32 protein-coding genes are annotated in these 25,664 nt (G+C 47.4%); all 32 read right to left on the bottom strand.

All coding sequences use genetic code 11. The features are described from left to right. Position 1 precedes the first annotated feature (1 nt). A complete protein-coding gene (locus GVY42_RS01805; RefSeq protein WP_159562100.1) occupies positions 2-739 on the bottom strand; it encodes an isoprenyl transferase in 738 nt (245 codons plus the stop codon). 84 nt (positions 740-823) lie between these two features. Then, positions 824-1,384 carry a ribosome recycling factor gene (gene frr, locus GVY42_RS01800; protein WP_031421698.1) on the bottom strand — a complete coding sequence of 187 codons (561 nt, stop codon included), beginning with the start codon at positions 1,382-1,384 and terminating at the stop codon, positions 824-826. Next, on the bottom strand, positions 1,381-2,106 hold the full coding sequence (pyrH, locus tag GVY42_RS01795) for a UMP kinase (protein WP_015881417.1): 726 nt from the start codon (positions 2,104-2,106) through the stop codon (positions 1,381-1,383). The genes frr and pyrH overlap by 4 nt, the downstream gene beginning before the upstream one ends. A gap of 110 nt (positions 2,107-2,216) precedes the next feature. Continuing rightward, positions 2,217-3,098: a translation elongation factor Ts gene (gene tsf / locus GVY42_RS01790; RefSeq protein ID WP_078146717.1), complete on the bottom strand. Its 882-nt coding sequence runs from the start codon at positions 3,096-3,098 to the stop codon at positions 2,217-2,219. Between the two features lie 117 nt (positions 3,099-3,215). Then, positions 3,216-3,956: a 30S ribosomal protein S2 gene (rpsB, locus tag GVY42_RS01785; RefSeq protein WP_015881415.1), complete on the bottom strand. Its 741-nt coding sequence runs from the start codon at positions 3,954-3,956 to the stop codon at positions 3,216-3,218. Positions 3,957-4,108: 152 nt separating this feature from the next. Continuing rightward, positions 4,109-4,501, bottom strand: coding sequence for a hypothetical protein (locus GVY42_RS01780; RefSeq protein WP_074037229.1), 393 nt, complete (start codon positions 4,499-4,501; stop codon positions 4,109-4,111). 12 nt (positions 4,502-4,513) lie between these two features. After that, the gene (locus GVY42_RS01775; RefSeq protein WP_159562099.1) at positions 4,514-5,284 is read right to left on the bottom strand and encodes a FliA/WhiG family RNA polymerase sigma factor; all 771 of its coding nucleotides are present in this window, start codon (positions 5,282-5,284) and stop codon (positions 4,514-4,516) included. A 12-nt stretch (positions 5,285-5,296) separates the two neighbouring features. Beyond that, a complete protein-coding gene (locus tag GVY42_RS01770; RefSeq protein WP_031421691.1) occupies positions 5,297-5,782 on the bottom strand; it encodes a chemotaxis protein CheD in 486 nt (161 codons plus the stop codon). Next, positions 5,775-6,374 (bottom strand): chemotaxis protein CheC, encoded by a 600-nt coding sequence (locus GVY42_RS01765; protein ID WP_015881411.1) that lies wholly within the window; start codon positions 6,372-6,374, stop codon positions 5,775-5,777. Before GVY42_RS01765 ends, GVY42_RS01770 begins: the two co-directional genes overlap by 8 nt. Beyond that, positions 6,364-6,795 (bottom strand): chemotaxis protein CheW, encoded by a 432-nt coding sequence (locus GVY42_RS01760; protein WP_015881410.1) that lies wholly within the window; start codon positions 6,793-6,795, stop codon positions 6,364-6,366. The genes GVY42_RS01765 and GVY42_RS01760 overlap by 11 nt, the downstream gene beginning before the upstream one ends. 12 nt (positions 6,796-6,807) lie before the next feature. Next, entirely contained in the window at positions 6,808-8,799 is a 1,992-nt protein-coding gene (locus tag GVY42_RS01755) for a chemotaxis protein CheA (RefSeq protein ID WP_159562098.1), read from the bottom strand. Positions 8,800-8,818: 19 nt separating this feature from the next. After that, positions 8,819-9,658, bottom strand: coding sequence for a MinD/ParA family protein (locus GVY42_RS01750; RefSeq protein ID WP_015881408.1), 840 nt, complete (start codon positions 9,656-9,658; stop codon positions 8,819-8,821). Next, positions 9,637-10,692 (bottom strand): GTP-binding protein, encoded by a 1,056-nt coding sequence (locus tag GVY42_RS01745; RefSeq protein ID WP_159562097.1) that lies wholly within the window; start codon positions 10,690-10,692, stop codon positions 9,637-9,639. The genes GVY42_RS01750 and GVY42_RS01745 overlap by 22 nt, the downstream gene beginning before the upstream one ends. Position 10,693: 1 nt before the next feature. Then, the gene (gene flhA / locus GVY42_RS01740) at positions 10,694-12,715 is read right to left on the bottom strand and encodes a flagellar biosynthesis protein FlhA (protein WP_159562096.1); all 2,022 of its coding nucleotides are present in this window, start codon (positions 12,713-12,715) and stop codon (positions 10,694-10,696) included. A 13-nt stretch (positions 12,716-12,728) separates the two neighbouring features. Beyond that, a complete protein-coding gene (gene flhB, locus GVY42_RS01735; RefSeq protein WP_159562095.1) occupies positions 12,729-13,823 on the bottom strand; it encodes a flagellar biosynthesis protein FlhB in 1,095 nt (364 codons plus the stop codon). Then, positions 13,820-14,590, bottom strand: coding sequence for a flagellar biosynthetic protein FliR (fliR, locus tag GVY42_RS01730; protein ID WP_074037236.1), 771 nt, complete (start codon positions 14,588-14,590; stop codon positions 13,820-13,822). The genes flhB and fliR overlap by 4 nt, the downstream gene beginning before the upstream one ends. Next, the gene (gene fliQ / locus GVY42_RS01725) at positions 14,587-14,859 is read right to left on the bottom strand and encodes a flagellar biosynthesis protein FliQ (RefSeq protein ID WP_015881403.1); all 273 of its coding nucleotides are present in this window, start codon (positions 14,857-14,859) and stop codon (positions 14,587-14,589) included. The genes fliR and fliQ overlap by 4 nt, the downstream gene beginning before the upstream one ends. 11 nt (positions 14,860-14,870) lie before the next feature. Next, a complete protein-coding gene (gene fliP, locus GVY42_RS01720; protein WP_074037237.1) occupies positions 14,871-15,536 on the bottom strand; it encodes a flagellar type III secretion system pore protein FliP in 666 nt (221 codons plus the stop codon). Then, positions 15,533-16,027, bottom strand: a complete 495-nt coding sequence (locus GVY42_RS01715) for a flagellar biosynthetic protein FliO (protein WP_074037238.1) — start codon at positions 16,025-16,027, stop codon at positions 15,533-15,535. The genes fliP and GVY42_RS01715 overlap by 4 nt, the downstream gene beginning before the upstream one ends. After that, entirely contained in the window at positions 16,024-16,389 is a 366-nt protein-coding gene (locus GVY42_RS01710) for a response regulator (RefSeq protein WP_015881400.1), read from the bottom strand. Before GVY42_RS01710 ends, GVY42_RS01715 begins: the two co-directional genes overlap by 4 nt. A gap of 13 nt (positions 16,390-16,402) precedes the next feature. Next, on the bottom strand, positions 16,403-17,533 hold the full coding sequence (fliY, locus tag GVY42_RS01705; RefSeq protein WP_159562094.1) for a flagellar motor switch phosphatase FliY: 1,131 nt from the start codon (positions 17,531-17,533) through the stop codon (positions 16,403-16,405). Further along, a complete protein-coding gene (gene fliM, locus GVY42_RS01700; RefSeq protein WP_159562093.1) occupies positions 17,530-18,519 on the bottom strand; it encodes a flagellar motor switch protein FliM in 990 nt (329 codons plus the stop codon). The genes fliY and fliM overlap by 4 nt, the downstream gene beginning before the upstream one ends. A gap of 9 nt (positions 18,520-18,528) precedes the next feature. Further along, positions 18,529-18,981 carry a flagellar basal body-associated FliL family protein gene (locus GVY42_RS01695; protein WP_015881397.1) on the bottom strand — a complete coding sequence of 151 codons (453 nt, stop codon included), beginning with the start codon at positions 18,979-18,981 and terminating at the stop codon, positions 18,529-18,531. Continuing rightward, positions 18,974-19,192: a flagellar FlbD family protein gene (locus tag GVY42_RS01690; protein WP_031421671.1), complete on the bottom strand. Its 219-nt coding sequence runs from the start codon at positions 19,190-19,192 to the stop codon at positions 18,974-18,976. Before GVY42_RS01690 ends, GVY42_RS01695 begins: the two co-directional genes overlap by 8 nt. Continuing rightward, the gene (flgG, locus tag GVY42_RS01685; RefSeq protein WP_074037241.1) at positions 19,192-20,109 is read right to left on the bottom strand and encodes a flagellar basal body rod protein FlgG; all 918 of its coding nucleotides are present in this window, start codon (positions 20,107-20,109) and stop codon (positions 19,192-19,194) included. The genes GVY42_RS01690 and flgG overlap by 1 nt, the downstream gene beginning before the upstream one ends. Before the next feature lie 18 nt (positions 20,110-20,127). Next, entirely contained in the window at positions 20,128-20,556 is a 429-nt protein-coding gene (locus tag GVY42_RS01680) for a flagellar hook capping FlgD N-terminal domain-containing protein (protein ID WP_074037242.1), read from the bottom strand. Continuing rightward, the gene (locus tag GVY42_RS01675) at positions 20,528-21,616 is read right to left on the bottom strand and encodes a flagellar hook-length control protein FliK (protein ID WP_159562092.1); all 1,089 of its coding nucleotides are present in this window, start codon (positions 21,614-21,616) and stop codon (positions 20,528-20,530) included. The genes GVY42_RS01680 and GVY42_RS01675 overlap by 29 nt, the downstream gene beginning before the upstream one ends. A 22-nt stretch (positions 21,617-21,638) precedes the next feature. After that, the gene (locus GVY42_RS01670) at positions 21,639-22,205 is read right to left on the bottom strand and encodes a MotE family protein (protein ID WP_159562091.1); all 567 of its coding nucleotides are present in this window, start codon (positions 22,203-22,205) and stop codon (positions 21,639-21,641) included. A gap of 1 nt (position 22,206) precedes the next feature. Continuing rightward, a complete protein-coding gene (locus GVY42_RS01665; RefSeq protein ID WP_159562090.1) occupies positions 22,207-22,641 on the bottom strand; it encodes a flagellar FliJ family protein in 435 nt (144 codons plus the stop codon). Next, the gene (fliI, locus tag GVY42_RS01660; protein WP_159562089.1) at positions 22,638-23,957 is read right to left on the bottom strand and encodes a flagellar protein export ATPase FliI; all 1,320 of its coding nucleotides are present in this window, start codon (positions 23,955-23,957) and stop codon (positions 22,638-22,640) included. Before fliI ends, GVY42_RS01665 begins: the two co-directional genes overlap by 4 nt. Next, positions 23,944-24,669, bottom strand: a complete 726-nt coding sequence (locus GVY42_RS01655; protein ID WP_159562088.1) for a FliH/SctL family protein — start codon at positions 24,667-24,669, stop codon at positions 23,944-23,946. Before GVY42_RS01655 ends, fliI begins: the two co-directional genes overlap by 14 nt. Next, entirely contained in the window at positions 24,653-25,660 is a 1,008-nt protein-coding gene (gene fliG / locus GVY42_RS01650; RefSeq protein ID WP_026826250.1) for a flagellar motor switch protein FliG, read from the bottom strand. Before fliG ends, GVY42_RS01655 begins: the two co-directional genes overlap by 17 nt. Positions 25,661-25,664 lie beyond the last annotated feature (4 nt).

Raw genomic sequence — 25,664 nt, 5'->3', positions numbered from 1 at the left:
GTTACACCCCACCAAAACGTCGCGTGCGCGCGTTGTATGATTCAATCGCTTCTACAAAATGCTCACGCTTAAATTCCGGCCACAATACTTCTGTGAAATGAAGTTCAGCATACGCGCTTTGCCATAATAAAAAGTTAGAGAGTCGTTGTTCCCCGCTCGTCCGAATAACGAGATCCACGTCTTGGACGTGTGTCATGAGCCGTTCACCAATCATACGGTCATCGATGTCGTCTGCCTGAACCAAACCGGACTGAACGTCTCCTGCAATGCTGCGCATCGCTTGAACGAGCTCATCCCGTCCCCCGTAGTTGAGTGCGAAGACAAGATTCAACCCTGTGTTCGCAACGGTCCGTTCTCTCGCCTCGTTAACGGCTTCTCGTGTCTCTCGTGGGAGTTTTGACGTATCTCCCGCAACGAGCACTCGTACATTCTGTTCGTGGAGTTCTTTCAAATCGGTCTCCAAAAACTGTTTCGGCAGTTTCATCAAGAATGAGACTTCCTCTTCCGGACGAGTCCAATTCTCTGTAGAGAACGCATAAAGCGTCAGAGACCGAATCCCGAGTTCTTGTGCTGTTCGTACCGCTTCCCGGATGGACTTCATCCCTTCCCGGTGACCCATGATGCGAGGGAGACCACGTTTTTTGGCCCAGCGTCCATTTCCATCCATAATGATGGCTACGTGCTCAGGAACACTTAACTCCGCCTCGATTTTCGTTTTAGGATTCACCCATTTAAACATTCTGTTATCCTCCTGATTGTATGAAAGAAGGACCCTCTCAGAAAAAGGGTCCCCACACAGCTTTTTGGTATACCACTTCCGTGATTACACTTCCATGATTTCTTTTTCTTTAATTGCTGCAGATTCATCAATCTTCTTGATATACGAATCCGTCAACGTTTGAACGTCATCTGCATATCCGCGGAGATCGTCTTCTGTTAACTCGCCATCTTTCTCGAGTTTCTTCAAGTTTTCATTTGCGTCACGACGAACGTTACGGACAGCGACTTTCGCTTCTTCTGCGTATTTTTTCGTGACTTTAACTAATTCTTTACGACGTTCTTCCGTCAATGCAGGAATCGCCAAACGAATGACCGTACCGTCAGATGATGGAGACAAGCCGAGGTCTGCCTTTTGAATCGCTTTCTCTACTTCAGAAACCATTGACTTATCCCATGGTTGAATCAAAAGTAGGCGCGCTTCTGGTGTATTGATGTTTGCCACTTGATTGAGTGGTGTTGGGACACCATAGTAATCAACTTGGACAGGATCCAAAATCGATGCGCTGGCACGGCCAGTGCGAAGCGTTCCAAAATCACGTTTAAGTGAAGAATGCGCTTTTTCCATTTTTTCTTCAGCTGTTTTCAATACTTCTTTGACACTCATGAATTGACTCCTCCTACTACCGTCCCGATATGTTCCCCGAGAACGACACGTTTAATGTTACCTTCTTCAAGCAATGAGAATACAATCAATGGAATGTGGTTGTCCATACAAAGTGACGTTGCTGTCGAGTCCATGACTTGAAGTCCATCCTTTAAGACGTCAAGATAAGACAACGTATCGTACTTCACTGCCGTCGCGTCCAATTTCGGATCAGCTGAATAGACGCCGTCCACATTGTTTTTACCCATTAAGATGACATCAGCTTCGATTTCAGCCGCACGGAGAGCAGCTGTCGTGTCCGTTGAGAAATATGGGTTTCCTGTGCCGGCCGCAAAGATAACGACGCGTCCTTTTTCAAGATGACGCATTGCGCGACGACGAATGTATGGTTCAGCAACTTGTCGCATTTCAATTGATGTTTGGACGCGCGTTTGGACACCGTACGTTTCAAGGCTATCTTGAAGAGCAAGTGAGTTCAATACAGTTGCGAGCATACCCATGTAATCTGCGTTTGCCCGATCCATCCCGAGTTCACTACCCGTCTTTCCACGCCAAATGTTTCCGGCACCTACAACAACGGCGACTTCTACACCCATCTCGATCAATTCTTTAATTTGACTTGAGATTGAGTTTACAATGTTAGGGTCGATCCCGTAACCTTGATCTCCAGCGAGCGCTTCTCCACTCAATTTTAACACAATTCGTTTATATTTCGGTTCCATAACTTTGCCTCCTCTTGCTTGAAAAAAGGGAACACGCTCCCTTAACGAACTAACTCAAGGTTATACAGACGTGTTCCCATTTTTAGTTGCATCACTGATTGTGACACAGATTATTTTTTAAGTTGGTTCATAACTTCTTCAGCAAAGTTCTCTTCACGTTTCTCCATACCTTCTCCTACTTCGAAGCGTACGAACGAGTTGATTTTTCCGCCTTTTGATTCTACGTACTTACCAACTTTGAAGTCGCTGTCTTTTACGAACGTTTGGTCAACGAGGCAGATTTCCTCGAAGTACTTGTTCATACGACCAGCAATCATCTTCTCAACGATGTTAGCAGGCTTGCCTTCGTTAAGTGCTTGCTCAGTCAAGACTTTCTTCTCGCGGTCGATTTCTTCAGCTGATACTTCATCGCGTGTCGCGTAAAGTGGACGTGCTGCAGCAACGTGCATTGCAACGTCTTTAGCAACTGTTTCGTCAGATGTGCCGTCGATTACAACGACTGACCCGATGCGACCACCCATGTGGAGGTACGTACCGAATACTGCATCGTCAGCTTTTTCAAGAACAGCTACACGACGGAGTGAGATTTTCTCTCCGATTGTAGAAGCTTCTTCTTGAATGTACGTTTCAAGTGTTTTACCTGCTTCGTACTCAGCCGCGAGTGCAGCTTCTGCAGTTGTTGCGCCTGATGCGAGTACTGCTTTTGCTACGTTGTTTACGAGTGTTTGGAACTTCTCGTTCTTCGCAACGAAGTCTGTTTCTGAGTTGATTTCGACGAGCACAGCTTTGTTGCCTTCAACTGCTACTGCTGTCAAACCTTCAGCGGCGATACGATCACCTTTTGCTGCTGCTTTAGCGATTCCTTTTTCGCGAAGGAAGTCGATTGCTGCTTGCATGTCACCGTCTGTTTCAACGAGTGCTTTTTTGCAATCAAGCATTCCTGCTCCTGTTTTTTCACGAAGTTCTTTTACCATTGCTGCTGTAACTGCCATCGGAAATTCCTCCTTGTAAAACTAACGAATTTTAAGAAAAAGCACAGGGCTTTTTGATTACATGTCCTAAAAAAAGGTGATAAAAGGCTTTCCCTTTATCACCTATTGTCTCACTGATTACTCAGCTTCTGTAGCTTCAGCTTCTGTCGCTACAGCTTCTTCAGCAACTTCTTCTTCACCTTGCTTCGCTTCGATGATTGCATCTGCCATCTTAGAAGTGAGCAATTTAACTGCACGAATTGCATCGTCGTTCGCTGGGATTACGTAGTCGATTTCGTCTGGGTCACAGTTTGTGTCGACAATCGCAACGATTGGGATGTTCAATTTGTGAGCTTCCGCGATTGCGATACGCTCTTTACGTGGGTCAACGATGAAGAGGGCGTCAGGCACACCAGGCATATCCTTGATTCCGCCGAGGAACTTCTCAAGACGAGTCATTTCTTTCTTCAAGATGATGACTTCTTTCTTAGGAAGTACTTCGAACGTGCCGTCTTCTTCCATTTTTTCGAGTTGCTTCAAGCGGTTGATACGCTTTTTGATTGTTGAGAAGTTAGTGAGTGTTCCACCCAACCACCGCTCGTTAATGAAGAACATTCCAGAACGGATTGCTTCCTCTTTGATTGTATCTTGAGCTTGTTTTTTCGTACCAACGAAGAGGACGTTTCCGCCTTCTGCCGCGAGTTCACGAACAAAGTTGTAAGCTTCGTCTACTTTTTTGACCGTCTTTTGAAGGTCGATGATGTAGATCCCGTTACGCTCTGTGAAGATGTATTTCGCCATTTTTGGGTTCCAACGGCGTGTTTGGTGACCGAAGTGTACACCAGCTTCAAGCAATTGCTTCATTGAAATTACTGCCATGATAAATTTCCTCCTTGTGGTTTAAAAAAGTCCTCCGCCTCGTTCATTGTTGTATTCCGACCTTTCGGCACCGAGGAATATCATCCCGAGACGTGTGTGATGTGTTTAACACCGAGAATTACTATAGCATATGTCACGAAATCCGGCAACTCTCACTTTTTACGAAGTTTCGCATAAAGCGCAAGCTCGCCCTCGCCTTTTCCGAGGATACGGGCAGCGTCCCGCACGGAATGTCGCAACAAGACATCGTCCACGTCGATTGACGCGGACGGGGTCGTCTCTTCTGTCGCCTCTACGACCGTTTGAACGGACTCATTGACAGGGAGCGATGAAGCTTCTTCCTGTTGAACCACGTTCGAACGTTCAACGGGTTCTTGAACAACGAGGTCGTTCATCGACTCCATGAATGAAAGAAGCAACGTTTCGGTCTCTTGCTTCTCTCGTTCGAGCCGTTCGACTCGTTCCTGAAGCGCTTGGACTTGTCGGTAGCCGAATAAAAAACCGTAAGCAACCAAACAAGCTGTGATCACATATACAATATACACTTGTTCATCTCCTTACGATGTCTTTTCTTCTAAATAGGACCGACCGAGCGCGTGTTTTAATGTCTTCAACGCTTTGGAATGAATTTGCGAAATCCTTGATGTTGACAGTTCGAGCACTTCCCCAATCTCCGTCAACGTCAGTTCGTCAAAGTAAAACAAAGAGACGACGAGTCGTTCTTTTTCGGATAAATGGTCGACTTCTGCTGCCAGCACATCAATCAATTCGCGTTGCAACAACGTATCTTCTGGCTTTTCAGAATCCGGGTCGAAATACGTGACAGACATGACTTTTCCTTCTTCTTGCAACGTCACGGCCTCATCAATCGACAACATATTGGCAAAGTACCCTTCCGCCATCGTTCGTTCGATTTCTGCAATCGGTAAGTCGCATGCCGAAGCTAACTCGCTCTTCGTTGGAGCACGATGTAACGACTGTTCAAGCTGTTCTGCCACCTGATCGATTTTTTTCACTTTTTCTCGAACCGACCGAGGTAACCAATCCACTTTTCGTAAACCGTCGATAATGGCTCCACGAATCCGAAACGCAGCATACGTATCAAATTTATTATTGTGCTCTGGATCATATTTCATAAGGGCATCGTACAATCCCATGTAACCCAAACTTTTCAATTCGTCGCGTTCGACGCTCTTTGGAAGCGTCACGATCATCCGTTGTACGTGGTAGTGGATGAGAAACTCGTAATGTGCTAGTAATTCGTTTGCTGTATCCATATCACGGTCCATATTCCAGCGATCCCACAACTGTGTAAGATGAGTCGTCATGTCGATCCCCCCTTATAGTTCTTTCGTACCTACGCTCACCGTCCGAATCGATAAGACAGATGTTGCGACATCAAACTCGATTGTCCGCCCGTTATGTCCGCCACAATCTTCTGCCACGAGCGGAATACGATGGACTTTTAATGCTTGGCGGATGGCCTCGGCGTTTCGCTCACCGATTCGCATCGCCTCGTTCTCATATTTAAACTGAAACATCTGAGCGCCGCCTGCCATCTTTGCTTGAAGCCGCGTGGCCCCTTCTCGTTTCAATGAATGCACGAGTGTATCAATGGCTGTATCTGCGTATTTTCCTACTTCAATCGTCTGGTTCTTACGAGCAATCGTCGAGTCCGGCAACATGACATGTGCCATCGCTGCCAATTGGAGGCGGGTGTCATATAAAATGACACCCACACATGACCCGAGTCCGGCTGTACGTAACCGATTTGGTGCGGTCGTCTGCTTCCATTCGGCAATGCCGATTTTTAATACATCAGCCATTGCCAAGCAACCGTTCTTGAATCCGTTTGAGCGACCCATGTGTTGGTAGGAACAACACATGTCCTGCACTTACTTTTTGATCAATCATAAATGTCGTGTCGATATAGAGCGCCGCGTCTTCCTCAGGTTGTACAGACGTGACGACAAATTCAACAATCGAACCTGCCATATCGATGGCCGTTGCCGGCACTTGAATCATAATCGGTGTCTGTAACCAGTCACCTAGCGCTCGCGCATAAGCACCGCTCATAATATTCCCGACCTCTTCCCAAGCCGATTGGCCGAGCTCATCAAAAGAATCAAATGAATATGGCATCCCAATCAAGGTCGAAACCATTTGCTCGGCATCTTCCACGGCGAACAAAATGAGGATCATTCCACGAATATCACCATCTAATTCCAACAAGACCGAGGCAACATGTCGTTCCGGACCGCCGACTCGCTCTGGTAAATAGGTGATCGGTTCCATTTCGGCAGAAGACACGGTAATGTTCACCGGTTTCGAAAGCATTGCCGACAAGGCAGTCGCCGCATGTCCAGACCCTATATTTCCCAGTTCCTTTAACAGGTCTTGTTCAAACTCACTCAGCATACTGTTCCTCAAACAACGCATTCGCATCGAGTAAGGAGAAGAGTTTATCTTCTCCTTTTGCGATGGCTGTCAGATGTGCCGAGAGCATATCGCGACTCGATTCCGGAATCGGTTCGATTCGTACTTCGTCGCTTTCCACGACCTCATTCGCACGGTCGACGATAAATCCGGCATCTCCTTGATTCAACGAGGCGATCAGGATGCGCGTTTCATCCGTTGGTTCGATTTCTTCGTAGCCGAGTCGCAAGCGAAGGTCGATGACCGGCGTGACGACACCACGAAGGTTGATGACCCCTTTCACATGTGACGGTGCGTTCGGCACTCGTGTGATCGGCTGAAGTCGCTCGATTGAACGGACCGACTGTACGTCGATCCCATACGTATTTTCTTCAAGTGAAAAGACTACCCATTTCTGTTCCATCAATATTCCTCCTTAAAAGAGATCGTTACTATCTACGATAAGGGCGACGCGACCGTCACCAAGAATGGTCGCACCAGAGATAGCTGGAATCCCTTCAAGATACGTACCGAGCGGTTTCATGACAATTTCTTGTTGACCGATCAAATCGTTGACGACGACGCCGACGAGTTTGTTGCCTTTTCGAACGACGACGACCGGGAATTGCGACTTCGTCTCTGATTCGATGCCAAACATTTCTTTCATGTAGACGAGTGGGACCAGTTGACCACGGAAGTCGAAGACTCGCTCACGGTGTGCTGTCAAAATGTCCGCTTCATCAAGTAATGTCGTCTCAAGGATCGATGTCAATGGAATCGCATACGATTCCTCTCCCACTTGAACGAGCATCGCCGAGATGATAGAGAGGGTGAGCGGTAAGCTGACCTGGAACTTCGTGCCTTGTCCCCCAACCGTCTCTAGAGAAACGACCCCACCGAGTGACTCGATTTTATTTTTGACGACATCCAGTCCGACACCGCGTCCTGACAAGTCAGTGACCACGTCTGCCGTCGAGAAGCCCGGAGCAAAGATCAGCATCGCCAATTCGTTCTCAGACATCGTCGTCGCTTCTTCATCTGTGATCACGCCGCGCTCCAACGCTTTCGAGCGAACCTTGTCGACGTTGATGCCGGCACCGTCGTCCTCGATTTCAATGAAGACTCGGTTTCCGCCGTGATACGCACGGAGTGCAAGCATGCCCTGCTCCGGTTTTCCGGCTTGAAGACGTACTTCCGGACGTTCGATGCCGTGATCGATGGCGTTACGGATCAAGTGGACGAGCGGATCGCCAATTTCATCGATGACCGTGCGATCGAGTTCTGTTTCAGCACCTGAAATGTCCAACTGGACTTTTTTATGAATCTCTTTTGCGACCGAACGCACCATTCGTGGGAAGCGATTGAACACTTGTTCGATTGGCATCATCCGGAGGGTCAAGACGAGTGATTGTAACTCGTTCGTTCCCCGCTTGATTTTTTCGACCGTTTCATTCAATTCTGGTTGACCGACTTCGTCCGCCAGGCGCTCAAGGCGTCCACGGTCGATAATGAACTCCTCAAACAAGTTCATCAGACGATCAATTCGTTCTAAGTTGACGCGAATCGTTTTTGCTTGTGCTTGAGCGGCTACTTGCTCTTTCGTATCTTTCGCTTCTTCCTTGTCCGAGGTAGCTTGAACGACAGGTTCAGGTGCAATCGTCTCCGCTGTCACAGCGACTTCTGGCTCACTGACCGCTGTTTCTGTAAACGCATTGACTTCGACGCGCTCCACTTCCGATACTTGAGCGATGGCATGTTCAATCACTTCTGCCGTCTCTTGTGACAAGAATAAGACGTCGAACGACAAGTCAAATTGCTCTTGTTCGATTTCTTCTGTCTCCGGATGTGTGCTGACGACCTCACCTAGTTCTTGAAGGCGATCGAATACCATATACGCACGGGCCGCTTTCAAGACGACCGCGTCAGACAGTTTGACTGTGATTTGATACGCCTCAAAGCCTGTCTGTTTGGCTTGCTCGATGACCGAGTTCGTATATAAATCAATCTCAAACGTGCTCGTCTCTGAAGTTTTTTCGACTGCGACTTCTTTCCCACCGATGAAGGATTGGAATGCGGCGACCGTTTCTGATACATCCACGTTCGCGCCTTGTCCTCCGCTTTCGATGTCCGCAATCATGTCTTCCATCTGTTCCATGGCGATGAACATCGTATCCAACAAGAGTTGGTTACTTTCCTTTTTGCCGCCACGGACGAGGTCGAGCGCGCTCTCCATCTCATGTGTCAAGTTGGCAACGCGTTCGTACCCCATCGTCGAAGACATCCCTTTTAGCGTGTGTGCCGACCGGAAGATCTCCTGTACAACATCCGCCCCACCCGATTGTTCTAATTTAAGTAACTGTGTGTTGATCGATTGGATATGTTCTTGGGATTCATCTAAAAACAACCCTAAGTATTCATTCACGTCCATCTCATTTGCCTCCCTGTCGTTATACTCGGTTCCACTGTTTTCGTAAGTTCCCCATCAAACGGTCCATCAAGTGACGTGGTTTCGGAGGCGTACCCGTAAGCGTTGTCAAAATTCGTTCGAGGCGCCAGCTAATATCACTCTTTCGGTTGTATTGATAAAACGGGACTTGGGCGATGACTGCCTTTCTGACAGATGAGTCGTCTGGTAGAAAGCCGAGGAATCGAATCGTCTTATTTAAAAACTGTTTACATGCGACTTCCATCCGTTCGAAACATTGAAGGGCTTCCTCACCGGACTGGGCTCGGTTGACGATGACGCCAAGCGGTAAGTCCGGGTACTGATGGTGCACCAGTTTCGTATATGCATAACCGTCCATTAGCGAGGTAGGTTCTGGAGTCAAAATCAAGAACATCTCATCGCAACCCGCGATGAATTGGAGTGAGGTGTCCGTCGCTCCAGCCCCCATATCGAACAGGACATAATCATATTCGGTCAATACTTCGAGTTCTCGCATGAGAAATTGCATGTCATCATCTGAGAGATGGACGAGTTGGTCCTGCCCACTCCCTCCATGTAATATATCGACACCATATACATTTTTCTGAACAGCTGCAGCCAATGGAATACGAGCTTTGACGGTCTCGATCATCGTTCTGGACTTCATGGCATTCATCAAGATGTGCACATTGGCCATTCCGATGTCGAAGTCGACAATCAACACTCGTTTTCCGAGTTCAGCTAGGGCGATGGCCGTGTTTACACAGACGTTCGTCTTTCCGACCCCACCTTTCCCACTCGCAAAGGCGATTGTCGTCGGATGGGCATCATTGATAGCTCTTAAACGCCTTGCTTGGTCCATCTTGCCCACCCTTCTTTCTCAAACAGTCGTTTCGTCAACGCGTCCGCTTGTCCCCGAATCAGATCGTCCGGCACTTCTTGGCCGTCTGTCATCCAGGCGACCGGAAGACCGCTCTTTTTCACCATGCGGTACATCGCGTGGATATCACTTGTCTCGTCCGCCTTCGTAAAAATGAGTGAGCTAAGAGGCAATGATTCGAATTGCGAATAGATCATATCCATGTCCTTCGTTTTGGATGTCAAACTCAAAACGAGCGAAAGGCTTGTTTCAGTGAAGTCGTGATGTTCATGAAACTGTTCGACGTAAGCCGGATCGCGGAAATTTCGTCCCGCCGTGTCGATTAGCACGATGTCTTTACGAGCAAACAATTGCTTGGCACGCTTGAAGTCATGAAAGTCATATGCCACTTCCACCGGAATACTCATGATTTCAGCATACGTCTTCAACTGTTCGATGGCAGCGATTCGATACGTGTCGGTCGTGATCAATCCGACCGTTTTGCCTTCCGTCAGTTTAAAGTGCGCCGCAAGTTTGGCGAGCGTGGTCGTCTTGCCGACACCCGTCGGTCCAACGACCATAACATATCGTCTAGCTTCAGGCGGTTCAATGAACGACGATTTGACTTGTTCGTACACGAAACGTTCAGCTTCTTCTACAGATTTTGTCGTGTAGTACAGTTCGTTCAGCGTTTCCTCCCACGACTCATCCGCAAAGGATTCAGTCGAGAGCAGCGATTCGACGTGTTGCAACGAGGCGTGTAGTCTCGGTCCCGCTCCTCCGATCACACGTGGTGGCGTCTGCGTCACGACAGATGGTGTTGGTGCTGTCCGAACAGGGACAGGCTGTCGTGGCTTTGTGACGACTTGCTCTTTTTCGAGGGCTGCGATGACCTCCACTTGCTTTGACGCAAAGAGACCGAACCATCCTGTCTTCACTTGTCGTGAGTTGAGGATGACCGCTTCGTCTCCGAGCTCTTGCTTCACTTTCGCCATCGCATCAGCCATGGTCTTCGCCGTAAACTTTTTAATCTGCATGTTAAATCACCCCAATACTTTTCACTTCGACGGAACTGAGTAATTCGTTATAAGCCAATACCGGCACATCTGGATAATACCGTTCGAGTAATTGACGAACGAACAGACGAATCGTTGGGGAACATAAAATCACAGCCGATGCCCCATATCGTTCAAACATCGACAGTTGTTCGCCAGTGCGCTCGATAATCTCTCGAGCTTGCTCTGGGTCGAGCGCCAAATAGTTCCCGAACTCCGTTTTCTGAACCGCGTCTTGCACCGTCTGTTCCGTCTGTCCGCCGAGTGTCACGACGTAAAGCGGACCTTCAGGTGGTTTGACTTGATCGGTCAATTGACGGGACAAGCCTTGACGGCAATACTCTCCTAAGATTTCCGCGTCTTTCGTCACTTTTCCGTAGTCTGCCATCGTCTCGAACAGAAGCGGCAAGTTTCGAATGGAAACACTTTCTTGGAGTAAGTGGCGTAACACTTTCTGAATTTCGCCAATCGAGAGGACTGACGGCGTCACGTCCTCGACGAGAACCGGATGCGTCTCTTTCAGGTGCTCGACGAGTTGTTTCGTCTCTTCCCGACCGAGTAAATCTGCCGCATGTTTCTTCAACGTCTCGGTCAAGTGAGTCGCGACAACAGAAGGCGGATCAACGACGGTATACCCGCTCATTTCTGCCCGAGTTCGTGTTTCTTCATCAATCCAAAGGGCAGGAAGACCGAATGCTGGTTCCGTTGTTTCAATTCCATATACCTCAGGGTCTTCGATGCCCGGGCTCATCGCCAAGTAATGATCCAGCAATAGCTCTCCCTCTGCAACGACGTTCCCTTTGACTTTGATTCGGTACGCGTTCGGTGATAACTGCAAGTGATCGCGAATCCGGACCGTCGGTAAGATGAAGCCAAGCTCGAGTGCGAGTTGACGACGAATCATGACAACGCGGTCTAACAAGTCACCGCCTTGAGACTCATCTGCAAGCGGAATCAAGCCATATCCGAATTCAAATTCAATCGAGTCAATCTGCAACAGCGAGACGACTGATTCTGTCGGCGCTGTCGATGGTTCCTCTTCGAGCATCGGCTCTTCCGTTGCCTGACGGATATTTCGACGCATCGTGTAGGCGCCGAAGAATGCCGTTCCGGCAATGATCATCGTCACAGGAAGTAGGGGCGGTGATACAAAACCAAGCATGAAGACAATCGACCCGGCGATATAAAGGAGTGATGGGTTTTGACCGAGCTGGTCGATTACGTCTTCCCCTAAGTTTCCATCCGAGACGGCACGGGTCACGATGATCCCGGTCGCGGTCGAAATCAAAAGTGCTGGGATTTGACTGACCAAGCCATCCCCGATTGTCATGAGTGAGAACGTTTGGAACGCTTCTCCAACTGGTAATCCCATTTGAACGACACCGATGATAATCCCGAAGATCAAGTTGATCGTAACGATGATAATACCAGCGATGGCATCTCCTTTAACGAACTTCGATGCCCCGTCCATTGATCCATAGAAGTCCGCCTCGCTTTGAATTTTACGGCGACGCATCTGGGCTTCTTTGTCGTCAATTAAACCAGAGTTCAAATCGGCGTCGATGGCCATCTGTTTCCCTGGCATCGCATCGAGTGTGAAGCGAGCAGACACTTCCGATACACGCTCTGCTCCTTTCGTGATGACGACGAATTGAATGATGACAAGAATCAGAAAGACGACAAATCCGACAAGGACATTTCCGCCGATGACGAAATCACCGAACGTCGCAATGACTTCCCCACCATAACCGTTCGATAGAATCGAACGGGTCGTCGATACGTTCAAACCAAGACGAAACAACGTCACAATCAATAAGAGAGAAGGGAATACGGAGAAGTCGAGTGCTTCCCGGGCATTCATCGCCACAAGTAGAATCATGATGGCGATCAAAATATTTACGATGATTAAAAAGTCTAATAAAAACCCCGGTAGCGGGATGATCAGCATGATGACAATCATCAACACACCAATCAAAATTGCAAAGTCTTTCGCTTTTACTGCCAACACATACTCCTCCTCAAGACGGTTGCTTCATTTGATAGACGAATGCCAGTACTTCCGCAATGGCTTGATAAAACGATTCGTCTACCACTTCACCGATGTCGATTTGCGCATAGAGCGCTCGCGCGAGTGGTTTATTTTCAACAATGGCCACGTCATGTTCTTTTGCGACATCTCGAATATGAAAGGCGACCCGGTCGACCCCTTTAGCGACCACGAGCGGCGCAAAATCTTTCGTGTCATCATATCGAATGACGACCGCGTAATGGGTCGGGTTCGTGATGACGACATCGGCATTCGGTATTTCTTGCATCATCCGTCGCATCGCCATTTCCCGTTGTTGCTGTTTGATTTTAGATTTGATGAGTGGGTCACCTTCAGTATTTTTGTACTCATCTTTTATATCTTGCTTAGACATTCGGATCGATTTCTCAAAATCAAATCGTTGGTAGAATAAATCGAGTAGTGCAAGTGCGAGCAAGGCGACACTTACCCAAAGACCAAGTTCGATTGTGATACTCGCGAGTGCGACAATCGATTCACGAACTTGTTCGACGGCCATCCGAGACAGTTCTTTCTGATTTTTCCAAAGGACAGCGACAGCGGTTGTCAGGATGATTAACAATTTGAATAAGGACTTTAAAAATTCGACGACCGCTTTCATACTGACGATGCGTTTGACCCCCTTGATTGGGTCGATCCGCTCAAGCTTTGGTTGAATGGCTTCTAAAGAAAATAACGTTCCGATTTGTAGGTAATTGATGAGAATCCCAAACACGACGGCGACGATAAAGAACGGAGCCAAAATCAAACCGACACGGAGCATTAAGTCGACGACCATATCCGACATGCCGCCCGTCACGTTAAACAATAAATACTCTGGGCTGAGTAAATCGCTGATTAAAGAAAGCAATTGCTGCCCAATCACGGGACCGAAAAAAGATAACATAAGAAACATCGCAAAAAGTGCGAACGCTCCAGTCAAATCGGCTGACTTGGCGACCTGCCCCTTCTTTCGGGAGTCTTCCCGTTTACGTGGCGTCGCTTTTTCTGTCTTTTCACCTGCAAAAAACTGTAGATTGACCGATAAAGGATATAGAGGCTTCTTCATGAGGCGTCTCCTAATATGAGCATAAAGTCGTGCATCACTTCTTGTAATAGCGGGATGAACTGGCTGATTCCTGTCAATGTCAGTCCCATCAATAAAACCATGACGGCAAAACCAGCGATAAGTTTAAATGAAAATCCGATGGCAAAGATATTGAATTGCGGTGCTGACTTCGCTAAAAAACCGAGAGCTAAGTCCACAAGCAGTAAGGAAGCCATCATCGGCAACGCCAATTGCAACGCGACCATCATTGTCATCGTGACGACTTTTACAGCCATCATCAATGAAGCTTCAGTAAAGTTGATCATCGGTTGGCCAGGCGGATAGATTTGAAAGCTATAATAAATGCCGTCAATCAGCAGAAGATGCAGGTTGCTCGTCAACAAAATGAATAGCGTAAAAATATAATAAAATCGTCCAATCAATGGTGATTGACCGCCAAACATCGGATCATATGCGGATGCCATCGCTAATCCGAGCTGTAAATCGATGACCCCACCGGCAATTTGCGGTGCAAAAAATAGGATGTTGATTAACAGTCCGAGTAAAAGTCCGATCATGACTTCATAGACGACTTGCAGGACAAACGCATTGGTCATTTGAATTGGCTCGGTCAGTGTGAACATTGCGTAGTATGCTAAAAACGCACTGAACGCGACGCGGTGCATGACCGGTAATTGTCTCGTCGAGAACAACGGGACACTGACAAAAAAGCCAGACAGTCGCGCGAACGTTAATCCATACATACTGATGAAGTCGACTGCATTCATTTCGAAGCAACCTCGACCATCAACTCAAAAATCAAACGCGTGAACCCTTCAATCTGTTGAAGCATCCACGGTCCAAAAATGACGAGACCGATGAAGACCGAGATAATTTTCGGAACGAACGATAACGTTTGTTCTTGAATTTGAGTCGTGGCCTGTAAAATCGAGATCACGAGACCGACGATCAGTGAGATGAGTAGAAGTGGCATTGATATTTTTAATAAGGTCCACACACTCTCTGTCGCCAAATAGATGACCATTTCTTGTGTCATGTCCGTTCCCCCTACATACTTCTAAGCAATGATTCCACAATCAAGTGCCAGCCATCGACCAATACAAACAATAATAATTTAAACGGCAGTGCAATCATGACTGGAGGAAGCATCATCATCCCCATCGACATGAGGACACTCGCAACTACCATATCAATGATTAAAAACGGTAAGAAAATCATGAAGCCGATTTGGAAAGCGGTCTTCAACTCACTGATCGCATAAGCAGGAACCAAAGCGAGGAGAGGTACATCATCAAGTGTCTCCGGCTGCTCGTAATTCCCATACTTTAAGAACAGTTGTAAATCTTCTTGTCTTGTATATTTCGACATGAACTCTTTCATCGTCCCACTTGCCTCATCGAACGCCTCATTTTGTGAGATCTTGTCATCGAGGTATGGTTTTAATGCGTTCTCATTTAAGTCAGAGAGAACTGGAGACATGACGAACAGTGTGATGAACAGTGCCAATCCGACAATCAATTGGTTCGGTGGCGTTTGCTGTGTACCGAGCGCCGGTCGAATGAATGACAAGACGACCACGACACGGGTAAAGCAAGTCATCAAGATTAAAAAGGATGGTGCGAGCGTCAGCAATGTCAACAAAATCAATAGCTTGATGGATGTCGATGTACTGTCCGGTGTTTCTAAATTGATCAATTGCTCAAACGTTGTCATGATTTCTTCCTCACTTCTTCTAGCTGAGCGAGTTGTTTCTTAAAGGTGTCTAAAAATGCATTCGAATTTGACGTTCGGAGTGACAAGGTTTCCGTTTGCTCTTCCTCCATCGTGTCCGCATCAAGTCGATCGATCAGTTGAATCGAATCGCCGACACCGAGTACATATACCTGGTCACCGAGCTTCACGAGCTGAACAGAGCGGTCTTTCCCAAGAGGGACGCCTCCGAGATGTTTCATATGTTGAGTCGCTTTCACGCCTTGTGTTTTGGAACCGAGCCAACGCATCAAAACGATAAATCCGCCGACCACGACCACGAGACTTAACACGACTTTCACGCCATTGCCAATGGTTGACGCTGTCGTTGGAACGTTACTTTCCTGTTCATCTGTCTGTTGTTGCTCGAATTGTTGGTCTACGGTGGCGGCCTCAACCGTGGTTGGACCGAAGAGCCCAACCACGAGAAGAATAATCAACCACCATTTCTTCATTGTGCGACCGTTTTAGAAACTGCTTCGATGACACGCTCTGCATTGAAAGGCTTGACGATAAAGTCTTTTGCACCAGCTTGAATGGCATCGATGACCATCGCTTGTTGTCCCATCGCTGAACACATGATGATTTTCGCATTCGAGTCGAAACTACGAATTTCTTTCAATGCTGCGAGTCCATCCATCTCAGGCATCGTGATGTCAAGTGTGACGAGATCCGGTGTGAGTTCACGATATTTCGCGACAGCGTCCGCTCCGTTTTCCGCCTCACCTACTACGTCATACCCGTTCTTTGTCAAAATGTCCTTAATCATCATACGCATGAACGCTGCGTCATCTACCACTAATACTTTTGCACTCATTCTAAATTCCTCCTTAAACGATTCCGATCCGCTCATGCGGTTGAATAATTTCTGTTACACGTACCCCAAAGTTTTCTTCAATGACGACGACTTCTCCTCTAGCGATTCGCTGTTGGTTGACATAAATGTCTACCGGCTCACCTGCTAATTTGTCGAGTTCAATGATGGAGCCTTGTGATAACTCAAGTACTTCCCGAACGGATTTTTTCGTTCTTCCTAACTCTACTGTCACGTTTAACGGGACATCATACAGCAACCCAAGATTTGCTGGGGCCGTTTCTTGTGACGCCGGTGATTGGAGTGGCATGAATTCCGCCTGACTCACAGCTACTTCCGGCATAGATTTTTGCTTGTTTGGTTGTGGGGCAACGGACTGTGCTGGTTGTTGTGCTTGCGGCTGTGGTTTTGGTGCTTCCGCTTTCGGCTGCTCTTTTACCGGTTCTGATGCCGCTTGGACCTCTCCAGTCGCTTTCATCAACTCGTCGACTAACTGCTTTCCAAACTGAATTGGTGCAATCTGGACAATCGTTGAATCAATCAACGTGCCTACTTTGAGATTGAACTCAATGAGTACCATCGTCTCCCATAGTTCAAGGCGATCGATGATTGTCTGATTTTTTGTTGCATCAAACACTTCGACAAGCGGTGGCGAGATGTCAATTTTCTTCGAAAATACCGTCGATAAAGACGTTGCTGCCGCACCCATCATTTGATTCATCGCTTCTTGAACAGCTGATAAACGAATCTCATCAAGGCTCTCCGGATCAACATTCTCTCCACTTCCACCTAACATGAGGTCGGAGATGATTGCCGCATCTTCGCGAGTCAATACGAGAACGTTTTCCCCCTGGATTCCTTCTGTATAGCCAACTCGAAGTGCCACGTGAGGAGTGGGATAGCGTTCGCGTAACGCTTCAATTCTCACTTCACTGACAACCGGTGTCGTAATTTCAACCTTCTGTTGTAATAATGTTGACAAGGCTGTTGCCGAGTTCCCGAATGAAATATTCCCAATTTCTCCGAGTGCGTCGCTCTCCATCGAATCTAAATGTTCTTCTTTTGCTTCGACTTCTGGCGTCGGCGTATTGTCGCTTGTCCCACGTAATAACGCATCAATTTCATCTTGTGACAGCATCTCACTCATTGCTCTTCCTCCTTCACACGGTGAAGCACTTGAACCGCCATTCGCTTCCCGCTCACACCGACTTGCCCTTTAAATACTTTATTTTCCCCCACCATGACGGACAGAGGTTCTTTTGCTAATTGATCGAGTGCCAAACAATCTCCGACTTCTAGATGCAACAAATCTCCAAACGTGATTGTCGTCCCACCGAGTAAAGATACAACTTCGACTGTCGAGTTCATCAATTGAGCTTTAAGTGGCTCTTTACTCGATTGACTCGCATTCCGTCGATTCGCTTCTTGCATCCAATAATGACTCGATAGTTTGGACAATACCGGTTCGATTGTCACGAATGGAAGACAAACGTTGATGGTTCCGCTCACTTCACCAATCGTCACACCAATCGAAATCAAGACGACCGTTTCGTTTGGTGAAACGAGTTGCAGGAACTGCGGATTCACTTCAACAGCTGACATTTCTGCTTTAATCTCAGCAATCGATTCCCAAGCATCCCCATAAGTCGAAAAGGCTCGTTTGTACAATTGCGTCAAAATCCGCATCTCAATTTCGGTGAACGATTCGATTTTATCCATCTCGACACCAGGACCTCCGAGTAACCGGTCTAGCATCGCGTATGAGATGTTCGGATTGACTTCGATGATGAATCGTCCGTTTAACGGTGGCGCCTCAATCAAGTTGATCATCGTCATGCTCGGAATGGAATGAATGAATTCATCGTACGGTAATTGTTCGACCGAGTTGACCGAAAACTGAACATATGTGCGAAGTTGAGCCGAGAAAAATGTCGTGAGCATACGCGTGAAATGTTCGTGAATCCGAGTTAAGCTGCGAATTTGGTCTTTTGAAAATCGAACGGCTCGCTTGAAGTCGTATTGTCGAACTTTCTTCTCTTCCTCTTGCGCGAGAAAGGAGTCCGCTTCGACATCCCCACTGCTTAAAGCAGATAGTAAGGCATCAATTTCTTGTTGAGACAGTACTTCTCCCATGATGCCACCTCACTGAATAATTTTCTTCGTCATATAGACGCGTTGGACTTCACCTTCTTCAAGCAGTCCGTTAAGTTGTTCTCGTAATGTTTGTTCGAACTTTTGCATATCTTCTTTTGTTGCCAATTGGGCTTTCGTCATCCCGGATAAATCACCCAAAATGACGTTGTGAACTTGGAACTTGCGTAGTTCTAAATTCTCTTTCGTTTCAGCCGAATCTGTGACAATCGTAAATTGAACGTTGATGAAACGCTCGTCTTGAATGTTGGTCGTCATGTCATCAGTCATGAAACTCCGTTCTGCCAACTCTTCAGCTGTGACAGGTTTCGTTTTAGCAGTGACGTTATCACCAAAGACATATTTGTAAGTCATGAATCCGGCACCGCCCATGACGAGCAGGACGACAAGCAGGATGATTACGACTTTTAGGCCGCCACCTTTTTTCTTTTCTTCTTCACTCATCTTCTTCACCTCTTGTGAACATCGTTCCGACTAAACCGATTGAGCGGTAAAAGGCTTCAGTTCGTTCAATGATTTGATCTTTCGTTTCTTTTACGAGATATGTTTTGCCATTAAACAATTGGATGATCGTGTCGGGCTCTGCCTTCACCGTTTCGATGAGCAAAGCGTTCAGCACGAACTCCTCACCGCGAAATGCCGTGACGCGAATCATCAGCGTTTCAAGTTGACGAGCTCTTGAAGGATCTCGTCCGATGTTGTGATAATTCGTGTGTTCGCCTGGAATCCACGCTGTGCCACGATCATTTCTGTGAACTCTTCTGAAAGGTCAACGTTTGACATTTCGAGTGCGCCTGAGACAAGTTCACCACGACCGTCAGAACCAGGTACGCCAAACTGTGGAGCACCGGAGTTTTGCGATTGTACGAAGTTGTTGGCACCGACTTTTGATAAACCGGCGTTGTTCGAGAAGTTCGACGTCACGATATACCCAGCGATTTGTAATTCACCCGCACCATCAACAAAACTAACTTGTCCGTCTTTACTGATTGAAAGTGAACGAGCATCTGTTGGGATTTTAATTCGTCCATACTCAGGTGCTTTTGCAGTAGTATCATCCGCTGCATAGAATGCCAAATCTGCTCCTGGTCCAGTGAAGTCCCCTGCAACTGGAGTCGCAGCCACTCCTGGAGTTCCAGATGCTGGCAAAGTACTAGTCCGTGATCCAATGAGGTACGTACCGTCGCCCGTCACCAAGTTTCCTTGATTGTCCGTATAGAAGTTCCCTGCTCGAGTGTATTGGATTTGACCATTGACCATCGTCGCATAGAATCCTTCACCTGAAATCCCGACATCAAGCGCACGCCCTGTATTTTGCATTGCGCCTTGGTTATATACGTTATCGACCGTCGCCATGGTGCCCCCGAGACCGACTTCCTTCGGGTTAATACCACCTGTTGTCGCATTCCCAGCCGACGCACTTCCGACTTGCTGGCTAACGAGATCTTTAAAGGTAACGCGCCCTTTTTTATAACCAAACGTATTGACGTTGGCGATGTTGTTCCCGACGACGTCTAGCTTCGATTGGAAGTTCTTCAATCCACTGATTCCTGAGTACATTGCTCTTAACATAATGCATTCCTCCTATGCTTATTTGATCGATGTGATATCGTACACGCTGACGGATGTTCCGTCTTCAAGATCGGCCATATATCCGGTTAAGTCGTTACGAGAAATGGAAACGACACGACCTGTGCCTTTCGTCGTCTCTTCACTCGTTTCGGTTGTAAAGTTGATTGTTTTCCCAATCATGCTACTGTATTCAGAAATCGAAGACATGTGACGGTCAACGAGAACAGAATCGAGTTGTTTCGAAATCGTTTGCATTTGTTCGAGCGATGAGAACTGTGCCATTTGTGCGATGAATTCTTTATCTTCCATCGGTGACATCGGGTCCTGGTTCGCGATTTGAGCGAGAAGCAACTTCATAAACATGTCTTTATCGTATTGATTTGTCGCTTTTGGGAGCGACTGATCTGGCAATGTATAATCATTCGTCTTCGGTTGGATGCTCGTCATCTTCAGACCCTCCTTTAGGCTGTTCTTGTGGTTGTTCTTGTTCCGGTTGCTCGGAACCATCGGACAAGGCTGATTTTGAATCGAGCGCTTGCTGTGTCAAGTTGACCTCGATCCGAACGTTTTGCGAATGGGGTGTCAACGTTTGTTGCAACTGTTGAACCTGTGACTGGATCAGTTGCTTCGCCTCTTGATTGCTGGCAAACATCTTGACGACAAGTTCTCCATTCTTCCGCTCTAGCTTGACGACGAGTTCCCCTAACTGCTCCGGATACAATCTTACAGTGAAGACTTTTGAACCATCTGCCCCACTTTTGAACGGTGCCTTTTGCAAAGCCGCTTCAATCCGAGCTTGTAAATTTTCAGGAAGGGATCCTTTCGAAGCATACATGACCGTGTCCACGTCAATCTGTGGTCTTGACCAGTTCATCCCTTTCGGCATCCAGTCTACGTTATTTGGCTGTAGCGCAGGTTTTGCGATTTTTACGGTTTCAACATTTGGCAAGACGGGAACTTCTTTCAATGTACCTTCGATTGGTCCTTTATACTGTGTGATGATCCGTTGCATCGTTTGAACCTGTTTGGCAAGTTCTTGGTTTGGAACTTGTTGAGTTAGTGCAATGTTGGTCGTCTGAGCATTTCCCTCTGTTTGCTTCGTAGTATGGACTTTCGGCGTAGTCGTCGTCTGTACAATCGCCGGTAAAACCGAAGACGGGATTTCAGTCTCAGGCGAAGGATTAGACAATTGACCGAGTAAACTTACATATGCATCCATAAACGTCCGATACGCATCTTGTGGCAGTGATTTTAGCCACTTCAATGTATCAGGCTTTTGAAACCATGTTTCGAGTTCCTGTGCCACTTTTTCCAAATCGACTGATCCTTCAGGAAGCACACCTTCTTCAAGTTGAGGAAGTTCTGCCTGCTCCCCTGAGCCTTGCATTGGGGCAAGCATCGCAGAAAGGAGGCTTAAAAATCCACCTGCTCCCTGTGATTCTCCCTCCACTGCTCCAGTACGAGCCATCGATCCTTGAATGGCTTGCGTCAATAAAGCGATATTCAATGTTGGCCCTCCCTTCTTGTGTTCATTGGAGAAGCTGCGTCACAACCGCAGCCTGTTGCGCATTCATTCGTCCTAAGATGTCTGCCTGTTGCTTAGGTGATAGCTCCTTCAACAGTTCAGCAACTTGAGGGCTTTCGAGTTCACCCATAATAGCTGCCGCCTGTTTGGCTGACATTTCTTCATAAACGCTGGCGACATCAGATGAGGTCTCCTCTTCTTTTGACGCTGCCTCTAGTTCCGAGACGAGTCGATCTCGTTCACGAATCAAATCGGTGATTTCTTCTTGTCTAGCCTTTACTTCGTTCGTCAATTCAACATTTTCGTTGCGAAGTTTTTCAATCTCACTGTTCGCCGCTTTTAATCGGTTCGCTGCGTCCGAATCGATTCCCGTCACATTCACCTGCGTCTCCGTTTTTTTTGATTCTTCCGTTTTCTCGTCCTCGTTCACTTCTAATAAGGGAACGGATAAGAGCGGACGGTCCATCGCATAGTTCATGACGACAATCCCACCGACTAAGATTAAGATTGCTGGAATGAGGACCAACGCCACAATCATTTGCTTGCCTCGTTTATTGTTCTCTTTTGCCATGCTACTTCCCTTTCCCATGATGAATCACAGCAAGTTCATCCATCATTTGTTGCTCTGTAAGTTTAGCTACCGTCATCTCTTGCATGCTGACCTTTTCATGGAGCGTCACGTATTTCTTTTCTTCCACCACTTTACCGAGCAATCGTTCTTGCGACGCATGATAGCGATTGCGGGCCTGTTGTACGACGAGCTGTTGCGTTTCGATTTGACGTTTCACTTGCTCTCGCGTCTTTTCTCGATACTGCGACATGAGAAGGTCGATGTTTCCAGATTGTTCGTCTTGGTGTTTGATGAGCGACTCATACATGAGAAGAAGGTCATATAGCTTCTCCATCTCTGTCTCAAGTCTTGCCTTAAATCCTCTGACTTCTATGGCGGCATCTTCTTTTTCATGTTCCGCAATCGGCATGATTCGTTCTAATATGAGTCTATTCATGATTCACCTCGTGCAATATGTGACAAGTGGGTCATCGTCTGTTCGAAAGCAGCATCTTCTTCGATCGATTGTTTCAAAAACGTCAACAAGTATGGATATTTCTCCACAGCGGTATCAATTGAAGGATTGGTGCCTTTTTTATACGCTCCGATATTGATTAAATCTTCCGCGTCAATATAGGTCGCGAGCCAACTGCGGAACGTTTGAGCTGCATCTCTGTGTGAAGGGGAAGCGATTTGGTTCATGACCCGACTGATGGATTTCAGTACATGGATTGCCGGGAATTGCCCACGGTTTGCGAGCGCCCGGTCCATCACAAAGTGTCCGTCTAAAATCCCCCGCACCGCGTCGGCAATCGGTTCATTCATATCATCCCCGTCGACGAGGACCGTATAGAACGCAGTGATTGAACCTGTCGCCGCTGTTCCACTTCGCTCTAATAGTTGAGGTAACATGGCGAATACGGATGGGGTGTACCCTTTCGATGTTGGGGGTTCGCCCGTCGCAAGACCAATCTCACGCTGTGCCATCGCAAAACGTGTCACCGAGTCCATCATCAAGACCACTTCTTTCCCTTGGTCCCGGAAGTACTCGGCAATCGCGGTCGCCGTGTAAGCTCCCTTCAACCGGACAAGCGGGGGTTGGTCGCTTGTCGCTACAATCACGACGGAACGAGCCATGCCTTCTGGTCCAAGTTCTTTTTCGATGAACTCTTTTACTTCCCGACCCCGTTCTCCAATCAAGGCGATGACGTTAATATCTGCCGAAGATCGTTTGGCAATCATCCCGAGCAAGGTCGACTTCCCTACACCGGAACCAGCAAACAAACCGACCCGTTGTCCTTTTCCTACAGTCAACAGTCCATCAATCATGCGTACACCGGTCGACAGCGCATCTAAAATCCTTGGTCGATTCAAAGGATTCGGAGGTTTACGTTGAACGTCGTAACGCTTACCGGTCACAAGACGCTCACCTGAAAGTGGACGTCCCAAACCATCGAGCACTTGACCAATCAACTCTTCCCCTACAGGAACTTGAAGCATTTTTCCCGTTCCCTTTACAAGACACCCTGGCGCAATTTGCGTAGTTTCACCGTATGGCATGAGCAGAACACGCTCTTCATTGAATCCGACAACCTCTGCTTCAACCGTTTCATTCGACGGAAGGACAATCAAACAGCGTTCTCCGACAAATGCACTCGGCCCATTCGACTCAATCATCAATCCGATGACACGGCAAACTCGACCGATTTTTCGTGTGAACTCGCCGTCCGAAGACTGCTTGATTGAGTCAAGAACCTGCTCAATAAGCACCATCCGCTAAAACCTCCTCGATTTTAGCTTGAATCCGTTCGAAACTATACGTTAAATCGACTTCATTCCCACGATGTGGCGACTCGATTCGGACTGCCGTTTCATCCAATGATCCGTCCCCACGATATTTCAAAGGGGGTGTCTCCTCTGTCCGCCACATCGCTTCGAATTGCTGAATCGAGGCAAGACGTGTCGGATGAACAAAGATTGTGATTGCTTCGGCATCGATCCAATGTGACATTTGATCACGGATCATCGTCGCAAAGAGTTCTTCATCTTTCCGAACAAGTTCCGTTGTCACATGTGCACTGACCGAGATTGCCAGCTCAATGAGTTGTTCTTCCGCTTGTCTCCATTTTTCTTCAAATAAGAGTTCAAGTTCGGTCGAAACGGAATTTAATCTTGTGGTGATGTCCTCGAACTCAGCCAATCCGTCCTGTCTACCTTGAAGGAGACCTTCCTGATACCCTTCTGAACGCGCCTCCTCGAACACCTGTTGTTTCAACCGCTCCAACTGTTCGACTTCGGTCAACTGAAACTGTTGAAATGCTTCTTCGTCCTGCTTCAACTTCTCATAGCGCGACTGAATGACATCGTGATGATTGATTCCGTCATTCGGTTCTATAATGGGTGTTTCTAAGCGCTTGGATTCAATCCGTTGCGGAATATTCGATGTTGCACGTTGGCGTTTGATCACATTAGACAACGATGTCATCTCCTCCACCTCGACTGATTACAATCTCACCGACGTCCTCTAGGCGACGAATGATTCCGACGATTCGGCTCTGTGCCTCTTCGACGTCACGCAACCGTACCGGTCCCATGAATTCCATATCTTCTTTGAACGTTTCGACCATACGTTGTGACATGTTTTTGAAGATAATTTGTTTGACTTCCTCCGAAGAGACCTTGAGCGCAAGTAACAAGTCGTCGTTCGCCACTTCGCGAATGATTCGTTGAATCGCACGAGAATCGAGCGTAACGATATCTTCGAAGACGAACATCCGCTTTTTGATTTCTTCTGCAAGTTCCGGGTCTTCGATTTCGAGCGCATCGAGAATGGTACGTTCGGTCGTCCGGTCTACACCGTTCAAGACTTCGACGACTGCTTCGATTCCACCAGATTGGGCATAATCTTGCATATCCGTCTGCGACAAGTTCTTCTCAAGGATTTGTTCCACTTCATGGATGACGTCTGGATTGAGTCGATCCATCGTCGCAATCCGTTTTGCGACTTCCGATTGAATCTCAGGTGGAAGTTCCGAGAGGATTTGCCCTGACTTGACGGGTTCTAAATGCGCTAAGATTAACGCAATCGTCTGTGGGTGCTCGTTTTGGATAAAGTTCAATAACTGTTTCGGGTCTGCTTTTCGTGCAAACTCGAACGGTCTGACCTGTAAGGTGGAAGTCAGACGATGAATCAATGCCATCGCCTTGTCTTCACCAACTGCTTTTTCAAGGACAGTTTTCGCAAACCCGATTCCACCCTGAGTGATATAACTTTGTGCCATGGCGAGTTCATGGAACTCACCGAGAATACTATCCTTTTCTTCCGGGGACACTTTTTTTAACGCTGAAATTTGAAGCGTCAGTTGTTCCATCTCTTCTTCTGAAAGATGTTTGTAGACGTTCGCTGCCACTTCAGGTCCCAGGGAAATCATGAGCATCGCTGCTTTTTCGCGATTCGATTGTTTTGCATAGTTCACGTTA

Origin of the sequence: Exiguobacterium sp. 8A, from assembly GCF_902506275.1 — a bacterium.
Lineage (GTDB): Bacteria > Bacillota > Bacilli > Exiguobacteriales > Exiguobacteriaceae > Exiguobacterium > Exiguobacterium profundum.
Note: the sequence above shows the minus strand (reverse complement) of the source record. Positions and strands in the feature narration are given on the sequence as shown.